Origin of the sequence: Clostridium sp. chh4-2, from assembly GCF_002899675.1 — a bacterium.
In the GTDB taxonomy this organism is placed as follows: Bacteria; Bacillota; Clostridia; order Lachnospirales; family Lachnospiraceae; genus CHH4-2.
On the sequence record NZ_PKUU01000016.1, the window covers coordinates 1 to 12,702 of the forward strand.

At 42.2% G+C, this 12,702-nt stretch carries 8 protein-coding genes; 6 read left to right on the plus strand and 2 right to left on the minus strand.

Going from position 1 to position 12,702, the window contains the following annotated elements; all coding sequences use genetic code 11:
- Positions 1-626: 626 nt before the first annotated feature.
- Positions 627-2,912 (minus strand): AraC family transcriptional regulator, encoded by a 2,286-nt coding sequence (locus C0033_RS16490; RefSeq protein WP_103228994.1) that lies wholly within the window; start codon positions 2,910-2,912, stop codon positions 627-629.
- Positions 2,913-3,161: 249 nt separating this feature from the next.
- Here C0033_RS16490 and C0033_RS16495 point away from each other — a divergent pair, with 249 nt between their 5' ends.
- The 5 genes from C0033_RS16495 to C0033_RS16515 all read left to right on the plus strand — a co-directional run bounded on the left by C0033_RS16495 (position 3,162) and on the right by C0033_RS16515 (position 9,199).
- On the plus strand, positions 3,162-4,838 hold the full coding sequence (locus tag C0033_RS16495) for an extracellular solute-binding protein (RefSeq protein ID WP_180994777.1): 1,677 nt from the start codon (positions 3,162-3,164) through the stop codon (positions 4,836-4,838).
- 65 nt (positions 4,839-4,903) lie between these two features.
- The gene (locus tag C0033_RS16500) at positions 4,904-5,854 is read left to right on the plus strand and encodes an ABC transporter permease subunit (RefSeq protein ID WP_103228996.1); all 951 of its coding nucleotides are present in this window, start codon (positions 4,904-4,906) and stop codon (positions 5,852-5,854) included.
- Positions 5,855-5,863: 9 nt separating this feature from the next.
- Positions 5,864-6,745 carry a carbohydrate ABC transporter permease gene (locus C0033_RS16505; protein WP_103228997.1) on the plus strand — a complete coding sequence of 294 codons (882 nt, stop codon included), beginning with the start codon at positions 5,864-5,866 and terminating at the stop codon, positions 6,743-6,745.
- A 314-nt stretch (positions 6,746-7,059) separates the two neighbouring features.
- Positions 7,060-8,154, plus strand: a complete 1,095-nt coding sequence (locus C0033_RS16510) for a threonine synthase (RefSeq protein ID WP_103228998.1) — start codon at positions 7,060-7,062, stop codon at positions 8,152-8,154.
- Between the two features lie 76 nt (positions 8,155-8,230).
- Positions 8,231-9,199, plus strand: coding sequence for a WYL domain-containing protein (locus C0033_RS16515; protein ID WP_103229111.1), 969 nt, complete (start codon positions 8,231-8,233; stop codon positions 9,197-9,199).
- Between the two features lie 496 nt (positions 9,200-9,695).
- Here the strand turns inward: C0033_RS16515 and C0033_RS16525 are convergent, their stop codons facing one another.
- Entirely contained in the window at positions 9,696-10,019 is a 324-nt protein-coding gene (locus tag C0033_RS16525; protein ID WP_103229000.1) for a helix-turn-helix transcriptional regulator, read from the minus strand.
- A gap of 204 nt (positions 10,020-10,223) precedes the next feature.
- On the opposite strand from C0033_RS16525, the gene C0033_RS16530 reads away from it, so the two are divergent.
- On the plus strand, positions 10,224-12,530 hold the full coding sequence (locus tag C0033_RS16530) for a hypothetical protein (protein WP_103229001.1): 2,307 nt from the start codon (positions 10,224-10,226) through the stop codon (positions 12,528-12,530).
- Positions 12,531-12,702 lie beyond the last annotated feature (172 nt).

Here is a 12,702-nt window from a genome sequence, read left to right on the forward strand (position 1 = left end):
TCTTTCTGTACTTGCGTGCCTAAGAATCACTAAAGGGGTTCCATACGATCCCAATTGTCCTTTTTTCATTCTCCCCCCGCCCGGGTTCCCGTAAAGACCGCCTCTCCCTTCCCCGCATCCCGATTCCGGGCTGGTTTTCGCTAGCCTGGTTAAAAACAATAAATGTGCTTAGGTAGTTGTATAGAACCGCATTTACATAGATCTTCAAGGGATTTTCAGAAATGCCTTCACGGTTGATGTAAAAACTTACTCACTACTCCACCAAATCTTTTTTACCCTTAGCTAGCCAAGCAACAGCCGGAAAGAAGGGGAAGCCCAGGCGGGCGGCGGAAGTAATCGGCGAAATGGGATCGTATGGAACCCCTTAGATGTACTTAGATCCGCAAGGATAAAAAGAGACAGGTAGAAACTGAATTCCGAATCAGGTTCTAAGCGCCCCTTGAGCAGTGAAGTCATAAGGAGTTCACTGCGAATGGGCGCGGTCCTGTCTCTTTTTGTCCTTGCGGGTCTTAGTACATCTTAGGGGCGAATCCCGAATCCCATTTTGCCGATTACTTCCGCCACCCGCCTGGGCTTCCCCTTCTTTCCGGCGTACCTTCGCCAGTTAAAAAAAGATTTAACTGAAATTACATTACGTCGTTGCGGTAGTCGGTTGCGGTGATTCCGGTGAGGTTTTGGAAGTTTCGCCTGAAGGATCTGGAATTGGAGAAGCCGACCATGAGGGCGATTTCGTCTACGTTAATATTTGTTGTGCGTAAAAGCTCTTTTGCGTGATTGATTCTTACGTTGTTGATATAGGACAGAAGCCCTTCTTTCGTATTGTTTTTAAATATTTTTGACATATAATTAGGGGACAGATTAACGGCTTCCGCAACGGAAGTAACGTTTAAATTGTAATCGGTATAGTAATTTTCAACATAATTTTTTATCTTCTTTACCAGTTGGTTTTCCCGGTCCTGAATATTATCCGATAAGTTCAGGTTCTGTTCGCACAGATAGTGAAGCAATTGGTTGATATGTGACTCATAGGCCTCCAGTGTATTGCAGTTTAAGGAGTTTGCCAGGTAAGATTCAACGGTATCTCTGGTTATTTGGCTGATATAGTCTCCGGAATCCATGAGAATGGTGGCAATCAGGGAGTAAACATTGTAACGCACAATTATTTTTGAACAATTGTAGTTCTGCAGATAGTTTATATAGCTGTGTACTGAGGCAGCTGCTCTATCATAATCATGCTGGAATACGGCCAGATTGATTTCTTTGGAATATTCGCTGAACTTTGTATTGGAGAAAATGTGCTTTTGTTTCGATTGGGACGTGGGGTAAACGCCGGAAACATTTTTGGCGTAATGTTCCTCAAAGGTTGTAATTACATCGGAATAAAAAGCTGAGGTTTGTTCAAAATTTTCAAAAGTCTGGCTGACTGTAATAAATAGGTCAATATGAAACTGGTTTTGGAAAAAATCATATATTTGATTCAGCGAGCTAAGGCCGGATCGGTTCCAATCTTCAAGCTGTTTATCGTTCAGTATAAAAAAGAATACATGGAAAAATTCATCCTGAATATGTTCATGCGGCAGTTGATCATGCAATATCTCATCCGAAACGTTAGTAATGGCGAACTGAAGAAGTTCCCAGTTTTTCATTATATCATCGGATGAAAAACTGTGACTGTCGGCATAGATAGAGGCAATTACAAAATGTTTGCCGGAAAAATCCAGGTTCATCTCGGCGTTAATATCATTTTCCTGAATATGAAAGTTAATGCCTTTTAATTTAGAGTAAAAATAGAGTTCACGGACATTTTTTGATATATCGTTTAATTTATTCTGCATGAACTGATTTAATCGGTGCATTTCACCTTGATAAAGTTCTATCTGCTGAAATTCATTTTGTTCATCCGTTTTAATTGAAGTTGGTATAAAATTCATGATTCTTTTTATGGGCCGGTAATTACGATACTGCGTGTAGATAACGATCGTAATTCCGATTAACAGGGAGATGATAGCGCTTGCAAGCGTAACATTGCGCATCAACAGAGAATCCTGAAGATAAAGCGCCCGGGGAGTACATAATACGTAAAACCAGCCTGTAATGGGAGAAGTGGCATAATAGCAGTAGTAATTTTCTCCGTTCAGGACCAAATCAGAAGTTTCCGGGCTGGATACCGGAAGCGGATGGGAAATGTCTAATTGGGTGCCGAATTGGTTGATTATAGTGCCATCCTGATTACATATAAAAAAAGTTCTGTCAGGAAGGCCGGTAAGGTCATCCTCGATAAAATCCATAGGTGAGGAAACCAAAAGATTGTAATTAGCGGTTTCCTTATATATAAAGGGGCTGGTACAGCCAAAGACGATAGAATCCTTACCCGCATTTTTATAGCTGCAGTAATCTGAGAAAAAATAAGATGATTTTGAATAATCATCTCCGATCAATGAAAGCCAGTCATTATAGGATATCATGTTTTTGTTCGAAGCGTAGTACATGGAATTGTAAATGGAAGATGCCGTATTGGAAACTCCAGTGGTGATGACATAATCCCTGTAAGGATAATAGATCAGTATATTGATATCGTTGTAGACATAATTGTAGCTGTTAAGCTCATCATAGCAGGTTTGAGCCAGGTCAAAAAACTCATCGGAATCCCAGGAATTAGACAGCTTGATAAAATTGTCGTCGAGCAGCAGGAGATAACTTAAATTCCGGATGCTCTGCAGCTTATTGTCAATGGCGTTCTGCATATGGGATAGAATAATATTGCTGCTGTTTTTAACCTGTTCGTTAATTATTTTTCTGCTGATATAGTAATTGACAATGATGGTGATAAATGGAATGAGCAGTATGAGAATACAGGTCATAATCCATTGCAGCAAAACCGTTTTCGTTCGTGTGAGCATTAAATTTTTCATGCTGTCATCACCCCTTTTTTAAGAATATAATTTTGATTCCGGGTTAGTAAACAGATTATAATATATTAAAAAAATAATGTCCAGGACAATAAAAAAGATGGGAGGACAAAATCAGTTATAACAAAAAATAATGTTGTCTTTTGGCCTTTAATGCGTGGTATTGTCTCTTATAATACAGAAAGATATCCGATAAAATGAAATCAGAACAGATAATCGGAAGGTTATGACAAATAGGAGGTATTTATGATAATGAAAAAGCAATTTAGAAAATTAGCTGCAATAAGCGCCGCGATTTCTATGGCAGCTTTAACTATGAGCGGATGCGGAGGAGCTTCCAATGGAGGAGGAACAACTTCTGCTTTAGAGCCCGCCCAAACAAAGCTGGCTTTAGAAGCGGGACAGGAGACAACGCAAAGTGTTGAGGGAGATATAGCCGTGACATATCCTCTTAATGCAGGCGAAAAGCTGACCTTTGGCATGCCGCTTGCGAAAGAATGGTCTGACCGGTACGACAGCTGGACGGATCTTCCTATAGGGAAAGCAATACAGGAAGAGACGGGAATTGAACTGGAAATGGTACATGTGGAAAATAATACGGCAATGAATCTTTTATTTGCCTCAGGCGAGCTGCCGGACATTGTTCTGTTCAATTTTCAGAGCAATTACAGCGGAGGTGAGAGCAAGGCGATCGAAGACGGAATTATCTTCCCTATGGACGCGGAATTTTTGCAAAAAAATGCTCCGGATTACTGGGCGGTGCTCAATTCGGATGAAGATATTATGAAAGGGAGTACCAATCAGAAGAATCAGGTGTTTGGATTTACTTTTATAATGGGCGATGACAGGTGTAAAACCGGCTATGGTTTAACGGTGAGGGATGACTGGTGTGAAGAACTGGGGCTTGATGTGACTGAGATTGATACGGCGCAGGAATTTCATGATATGCTGGCATCATTTAAGAACGAATTAGGTGTGGCAGTTCCATTTACCATTACGGCTGAGAATTTGACGGAACTTTTGGACTATGGCGTGATTACATCACCGTTTGGCTTGGTAACCAGGGATATTTATCAGGTGGACGGCAAGGTGCATGTGGGATATGCGGAACAGGAATATAAGGATGTGCTGCAGTATTTGAACCAGCTGTACAGTGAAGGATTGTTGGACCCCAACTTCTCAACTACGGATAAAGAAACGGTTACGGCGAATATGCTGTCAGGCACATCCGGCGCATCCAGCGGAGCGTTGGGAGGAGGTATCGGAACCTGGCTGCAGACGAATAAAGATGTAGATGATTACAGTTTAGCAGGCATTCATAACCTGGTAAAAAATGACGGTGAGAAATCTTTATATGGATTTTACAAGACGGATGTAATCGGTAAGACCGCGGTGATAACCACAAGCTGTAAAAACAAGGAACTGGCAGCCCAATTTTTGAATTACGGATATACGGACCCAGGGCATATGACATATGTATTTGGCATTGAAGGGGAAAGTTACGATATGGAAAGCGGAGAACCCGTTTATACAGATTACATCATGAATAATCCGGATGGACTGACTGTTAAAAAGGCGATGTCGGAATACACGCTTTCCTGGGACAACGGCCCGTTTGTCCAGGATATCAAGCAGAAGGAGCAGACAGGCGGTATGCCGGAACAGTTAGAAGCCTGGAAGATCTGGGAAGATACTACTGTGGATGAGTATTTCCTTCCTAAAATTATTATTGCACAGGATAATTTATCTGAATACAGCAACTTAAAGAGTGATATCACTACTTATGTAAAGGAAATGACGATTAAATTTATCCGCGGTACGGAACCGATCGAAAATTATGATAAATATCTGGAAAATTTAAAAGCAATGGGCGTTGACCGGTTATTAGAAATTGTTCAAAAAGCAACGGATGAGTATTATACAAGATAATCATGGAATGATCTCAGTGCGCCGCCTGATATTAATGGCGGTGCGCTGAATGAGCAGGAGCTAATATGAAAAAAGACAATATTTATAAAGAACCTTTTGGACTGAGACTGAAAAAGGATTTGAAGAAAAACTATGGAGCCTACCTGCTTTTTCTCCCGGTGGCGTTATATTATCTGATGTTTGCGTATAAGCCAATGTACGGTATTCTGGTAGCTTTCAAGGACTATGTTCCGATGAAGGGAATCTGGGGAAGCCCGTGGACCAGCCATCATGGGTTAGGACATTTCCTGTCATTTTTTCAGTCGTTCTATTTTGGGCGTGTATTAAAAAATACATTGATAATCAGCCTGACCACATTACTGGTAACATTTCCTGCGCCAATCATACTTGCACTTTTGCTGAATGAGGTCAGGAACAGGAAGTTCAAAAAATGCATTCAGACAGTGTCGTATATGCCTCATTTTATATCTTTAGTTGTAATCTGCAGCATGATTCGCCTGTTTGTGGCGGATCATGGACTTATCACCGGATTTTTAAAATCATTGGGACTTGTGGATGGAACTTATTCCTTATTATCTATGGAGAATTATTTTGTTCCGATTTATGTGATTTCCGGTCTGTGGCAGACAATTGGATGGAGCGCCATCATATACATATCAGCGCTGGCAGGAATTGACCAGGGACTTTATGAGGCGGCAAGAATGGATGGAGCCAATAAATTCAAACAAATGCTGCATGTTACAATACCGGGTTTAATGCCCACAATTATTATGCTGTTCATATTGAGGATCGGGCAGGTTATGAGTATTGGACATGAAAAAATAATTCTTTTGTATAATGAGGAAATATATGCTACGGCAGATGTTATTTCATCGTTTGTTTACAGAAAAGGACTGTTGGAGTACAACTGGGGCTTTAGTACGGCGGTCGGATTGTTTAATTCTGTCATTAACTTTGCGCTGGTGATCATAGCAAATAAGATATCCAGAAAGACAATTGATATGGGATTGTGGTAGGAGAAAATTATGGCATATAAAAGTAAAGGATATACGATATTTACCGTTTTTAACTATATCATTTTGATAATAATAGGAATTGCCTGTTTATATCCGCTGTATTATGTGGTCATTGCTTCTGTCAGTGATCCGGTGAAGCTGATCGGACATGACGGCCTTCTCATTCTTCCCCTTAAAAACATGACTTTGGCCGGTTACCGCATGGTATTTCAGAACAAACTGGTGTTGAGCGGTTACCGCAATACGCTTATCATCCTGGTTACCGGGATAATGGTAAATATGGTGCTTACCGTACTGGGCGCTTATGTGCTGTCCCTGCGTAAGCTGCTTTTAAGAAAACCGCTCACGATATTTATCATTATAACCATGTATTTCAGCGGCGGTATGATTCCTGCATATTTAAATATAAAAGATTTGGGCATGATGGATTCTATTCTGGCATTGATCATTCCAAATGCAATCAATACAAGTAATCTGTTGATTATGAGGAGCGCATTTATGTCAATGCCGGAAAGTCTGGCAGAGGCCGCAGAGATTGACGGCGCATCTCACGGACAAATTTTAATCCGCGTCATGATACCGCTTGTAAAGGCCACTTTGGCAGTATTGGTCCTTTACTATGGGGTAGCGCATTGGAATTCCTGGTTTAACGCTTCTATTTATCTTCGTTCAAGCGCTAAATTTCCCCTTCAACTGGTTCTCAGGAACATATTGATTGAGGGCCAGACCAATGATATGCTCAGCGACGTGGGTAGTGCGGATAATCCTCAGGCCGTGCAGCTTCTGAAATACTCGCTGATTGTTGTGAGCACGCTGCCGATAATGTGTATTTATCCATTTTTACAGAAATTTTTTGAAAAGGGCGTGATGTTAGGCGCAGTAAAAGGGTGACGGAAGCAAAAGGATGAAAAGGACAGCTCAGGCTGTTCTTTTTTTGTATCATAGGAAAGTGCTCCTATGATACAAAAAGCCCTCCGGGCAGGATTGCACTGCGGCGGTGAGGTATAATGTCGCTGAAGCGACCCGCCGCAGGCGGAGAATCCCGCAAGCGGGATTCTTTCTTATGAAAATCGTTTGAGATCCTTTTACAATGCAGGATGAACAGCGGAATTAAAAGTTACATTGACAGAAATAATGTAATTATTTATTATTAAAAAATATACAAAAGTTGATAAATCCCGGCAAATATAAGGAGAAAACCAAGAATGAAATACATTTGTTCAAAATGCGGAAAAGAAGAATCTGTAACAACCCTGAAACCCTCCTGCCAATGCGGCGGATTATGGAAACTGGACTTTAAAGCTTCGGCCTTCACCCCAGAGCTTATAGACCGGGATACATGGGGGATTTTCCGGTACCGGGCGTTTATGCCTCTTCTGGATGATTCCTGGAAGAACATCACCCTTGGAGAGGGAATGACTCCCGTCATCCGTTTCTCGGATGATGTTTTGCTGAAAATGGACTATTTTATGCCCACTTTATCCTTTAAGGACCGGGGAGCGGCAGTTCTCGTATCCCACTGTAAATCCATAGGCGTGGATTTTGTGGTGCAGGACAGCAGCGGCAATGCAGGGAACAGCGTTGCGGCTTATTGTGCAAAAGCAGGGATTGGATGTGAGATATTCGTGCCGGAAGGAACGTCGCCCAAGAAGATCGATATGATAAAATCCCACGGGGCTGAGGTCCATGTTGTGCCCGGTTCCAGAGACCACTGTGCGGATGTGTGCCGTTCAAAAGTGAAAGAAGAAGGGAAATATTATGCAAACCATGTATATAATCCATTCTTCTATGAAGGAACTAAGACTTATATTTATGAAATATTTGAACAGCTCCACAGAATTCCGGAACATCTTTTCATTCCGTTAGGCAACGGGACGCTGTTTATCGGGGCAATTAAGGCGCTGGAAGAATTTTTGGAAAACGGAATCATCGGCAGGATGCCTCAGATTGTGGCTGTCCAAAGCGAATATTGTGCTCCTTTTATGAAAGCGGTGGAACTGCACAGCCATAAGCCTGAGAAAGTGGAGGTAAAGCCCACCATGGCGGAAGGAATTGCCATCGGAGTGCCGATGAGAGGAGCGGAAATCCTGGAGTATATCTATAAATATAAGATCCGGGTGATTACCGCTCCGGAAAACCGTATTCTGGAAGCAAGGGCGGCCTTGGCGGCTAAGGGAATCTACTGCGAGCATACAACGGCTGCATCTTATGCAGCATATCAGAAGTATTGTGAAGTATATGGGCCGGCAAGGGATGCCCTTCTCTCCATGTGCGGAGCCGGTTTAAAATCCGATCATTAAATATAAGACAATGACAATTTCTGTCATTCCGGCATCTTATAATAATCTTCAAAAGGATTATACGATGGGGGTAAATATGAAAACAGGAAAAGCCAATTTAAAATACGACAGAATGCTGGATCTGTATATGCGTTTGTCGGACGGAGAGATCATTAATAAAGAAGATGCGGCCAAAGAATACCAGGTGGACTGCCGATCCATACAGAGGGATATCGACGCGCTGAGGAATTTTTTCTCGAATCAGACAGTCAGCCGCGGTGAGATTGCAGAAATTGTGTATGACAGGGAGAAAAAAGGGTACCGCCTGGAATTTGCAAAGAAAATCAGGCTTACCAATGCGGAATTATTTACCGTTGTGAAGCTGCTTTTAGAGAGCCGTTCCCTGGATTCTTCAGAGATGAAGCCGCTGATCGGCAAGCTTTTGGATGCCTGCGTTCCGCCTTCAGAGAAGAAGAAAATGACTGAGCTGGTCAATAATGAACTTTTCCACTACACAGGCCCCCATCATAAGCGGATTTTGGTGGATAAGATATGGGAACTGAGCGAAGCCATGTATGCGCATAGGAAGCTGGATATGAGATACCGGCGTTTAGACGGCGTGGAGACGCAGAAAACAGTCAAGCCGGTGGGGCTTATGGCGTCGGAATATTATTTTTATCTGGCGGGATTTGAAAAGGACTGCGATAAGGATCATGCCGGATATCCCACGATCTACCGGATTGACCGGATCGAAAGCTATCGGGTGTTAAATGAAACATTTTCCATTCCTTATAAGGACCGGATTGAAGAAGGGGAATTTCGGAAAAAGATGCCGTTTATGTTCAGCGGGCCGCTCACAAGGGTGGAATTCATTTATCGGGGAATGGATATTAACACAGTGCTGGACCGGCTTCCGTCTGCGGAATATAAAAAGCGGGAAGACGGTACATATCTTGTAAAAATGGAAGTGTACGGAATCTATGGGATCAGCATGTGGCTGGGAAGCCAGGGCGATAAAGTGGAGGTGCTGGCCGGAATCGGTGACAGGAAAGGAAGCAAAGAATAAATTAATAAATCATAGGTATCAGAGAAAAGCTGTTCGGAATCCAAGACGGAGGATGAACGGCTTTTTTTGTCTGGAAAAAACTCAAAATCTGTAATTATAAATTTCGGAATGACATCAGTTGTCGTTTTTGATTATTATACTAAAATCAGAACGGGTCGGCAGTTAGATTATTTTCTTTGTGGATGGAGGAAGAGGAATGGAGGAAAATATGGGATATGAAGAATTTTTGACGGCAGTAAAAACAGGATTGCAGGAACATTTGGGGAACACATGCAAAGTCACTGTAAAAAAGAATATCAGAGAAGACGGGAGCGTGGGGGATGCGGTATACATAGATAAGGCGGGAGAGGCGTCAAAACCCAATTTGTATCTGAATGTTTATTATCAATTATATCAGCAGGGCATGAGTGTGGATGGGATTCTTCATGAGATTACCGAGGTTTACCAATGGCGCGAAGCCCCCCTTTGCACGCCTATATCAGCGGAAAGCGGGGGATTAAGCTTTGTGGTTTTTAATTACATTCACCAGTTCAATGATCATTTTCATCTCATTATCCGACAGATCTCTGGTGAGCTGAATCCATAGATTCATGAGGGCTGTTGAGGATGGCGTGACGGATTCCCGGAGAAGGTAGTCGATGCTGACTCCCAGACTGTTGGAAATTCTGATCAATGTATCCAAAGTAGGGCAGCGCTCCCCGCGTTCAATCTGACCAATATAGGTGGTTGAAACATTAATGGATTCTGAAAGCTTTTCCTGTGTCAGGTTCAGCTTTTGGCGTTCTTCACGGATTCGCCGTCCTAAATCGATATAGTTCATAAATTAATCCTCCAATAAAGAAATTGTACTTTGTTTATATGCATAGTGTAATTAACTAATAGCTTTAAAATACATAACTATTAGTTGTATTAATGGGAAATGGATGATATAATCCATTTAAGAAATCATCATTTTTTTATGGTAAAGGAGGGGAAGGGGAACTATTTAATTTTAGATAAAATAACAGATCAGGAGGTTTGAGAAGTGAAAAAGAAACTAAGGAAGGCAGCGGCCATATTATTATCGGCCGTTATGCTGTGCGGCAGCATGGGAATTTCTGTTGTGGCAGATGTATCGGAATATCAGCAGAGCAGCATGGAACGGATGGTAAAAGAAGATGGAAAATGGTGCTGCCTCGATGAAAATGGAAACAAAATAAAGAATGCTCTGGTAGAAATGGATGAAAGCCATTATTTCTATTTTGATGGGGACGGCTATATGGTTAAGCCGGAACGGGGCAACAGCGTTGATGCGGCATACGAATTCATGGAGATCAATGGAGAAAACTTTTTTATTGACTTCACAGGCAATGTATTTACCAGATATGGCTGGCTGTATGCCAGAGACAGCAGAATACCGGGAGATGATCAGCCTTATTGGTTTTTTAAAAATGAAAATGGCAAATTAAAGGCCAATACAATTACGAATATTAATGACCGGCTGTATGCATTTGACGAAATGGGACATATGCTGTACGATCAGATTGTTATAATGGACGGAGAAACGTATTACGCTTTGACTGAAGCCAACGGTTCACTGGCAAAGAACAGGTGGCTTTTGATTGATGGCGATTGGTATTATATCGATTCCGACGGTCATATGCCGGCTGAACCAACTCCCAACTCGCCGTATTCGGAGATAGAAGAAGTACGGTTGGACTATGATGGAAAATTAGAATTGGAACTGGGAGAGAGAGCTCAAATCCCCATATCATTTACCGTTGCATCCAACAGTAACGCTGAGGAAGCTGATCTTTTGATGGAAGAGGACGTCATTGAAGATTTAGAGATTGAAGACTTGGATACTGAAGATCCATATATTGAAGACCCGTACATTGAAGACGCAGATCTGGAATATCTCGAATATTTGGAAGAACTGGCTTCTCCAAGCAACGCCTATTATGAAGATGATGAAGAGGAAGAAGAGATAGAGACTGCATCCGGAAGCAATGCAAAAAAGGATACGGTCAAAGCAGAGACGAAGACAACAAAGGCAGCGTCCGGACGCGCAAAATCACAGCGGTCAGCGGAAAATGACGATGCAAATGTGTATTCAGGTACAAAAGCAGGCGAAGCCTTACAACACGCATATAATTATGGAGCTGATATATTCTACTATATGGAGGACGGTTCCATTGGCGCCAGCGGAATTGCTATGGATAAGAAAAATGCCGTTCTCAGCTTTACCAGCAATCGTCCATGTACCGTAGAGGTTTGTTTTGAGATAGATGGCGTCAGGTCCAATACGGTTGAGCTTGCCTATGTCAGAAAAAAAGATACAACGGAAAAGGATACGGAAAAGGCTATTAACAACATTATCAGCCAGCCGAGCAAAGCGGTTGTAGATGAATTAAAAGCGCTGAACAAAGAAAATGTAACAAAGATATTCCAGAACAATGCAAACCTGGTAAAACAGATTTCAGAGGTGGAAAGAGATTATTCCCTGGAATATAATATCGGATTGGGCAATAAAATTGACAATGAACTGCTCAGTGAATTTGACGCTGGAAAGATTAAGACGGTTGGAGCAGCCATGAATGCAGATGCGGATTCCGACGTTACATTCCAGGTGGGAAGATCCACAGAAGCCATAGACACATCTTCTATAGGAAAAACGAAGAAGATTCCGCTGGATTTGTCGCTGGCAATCAATGATGCAGTTGTCAGTGAATTGGATATCCCGGTTGTGATCACAATGCCGATTCCCGAAAGCATAGAACCGGGCAGCCTGGAAGTTTACCATTATCATAACGGACAGCAGAGCAAATTGTATGCGCCGGTGAATGAGGAAAATAAGACAGTCACATTTACAACTGATAAATTCAGCACGTTTTTATTCGCAGGAGATGCTAAATCCTCCGGAGGCAATAGCGGATGGACAGGCGGAGGAAGTTCTTCCGGCGGAGGTTCATCAAGCAGTTCCCGAAGCGTGAAAAAAGACCCGTTGGAGACTGCAGGAACCTGGATTCAGGATGCAAACGGCTGGTGGTTCAAAAAAACGGACGGCAGCTATCCTGTTTCCCAGTGGCTGATGAACGGCGGTCTTTGGTTCCGTTTTGATGAAAAGGGATATATGATGACCGGATGGTATACAGATGCTGACGGCAGGAAATATTATTTGAACCCAGTTTCAGACGGAAGCCGCGGATCGATGAAGCTTGGATGGCAGATGATTGATCAGAAGTGGTACTATTTTAACCTTGTTTCAGATGGAACGAAGGGAGCTATGCTGGTTAACACGGAAACGCCGGATGGATATAAGGTCAATGGGGAAGGCGTATGGGTTCAGTAAATGATAAGAAGATCCATTGATTGTGTTGAATAAAAAACTTAAAAAGGTGACAGACAGTTGAAAAATTGTCTGTCATTTTTTGTGGAGCGTGGAGGCGGAGATTGTATCCTATTTTCATATGATACCTTTACTTATTGCGGATGATCCGTTCCCGGAAATGAATTCTTTATAA

Coding starts and splice junctions, on each gene's coding strand:
- C0033_RS16490 (WP_103228994.1), bottom strand. CDS start 2,912: ATGAAAAATTTAATGCTCACACGAACGAAAACGGTTTTGCTGCAATGG.
- C0033_RS16495 (WP_180994777.1), top strand. CDS start 3,162: ATGAAAAAGCAATTTAGAAAATTAGCTGCAATAAGCGCCGCGATTTCT.
- C0033_RS16500 (WP_103228996.1), top strand. CDS start 4,904: ATGAAAAAAGACAATATTTATAAAGAACCTTTTGGACTGAGACTGAAA.
- C0033_RS16505 (WP_103228997.1), top strand. CDS start 5,864: ATGGCATATAAAAGTAAAGGATATACGATATTTACCGTTTTTAACTAT.
- C0033_RS16510 (WP_103228998.1), top strand. CDS start 7,060: ATGAAATACATTTGTTCAAAATGCGGAAAAGAAGAATCTGTAACAACC.
- C0033_RS16515 (WP_103229111.1), top strand. CDS start 8,231: ATGAAAACAGGAAAAGCCAATTTAAAATACGACAGAATGCTGGATCTG.
- C0033_RS16525 (WP_103229000.1), bottom strand. CDS start 10,019: ATGAACTATATCGATTTAGGACGGCGAATCCGTGAAGAACGCCAAAAG.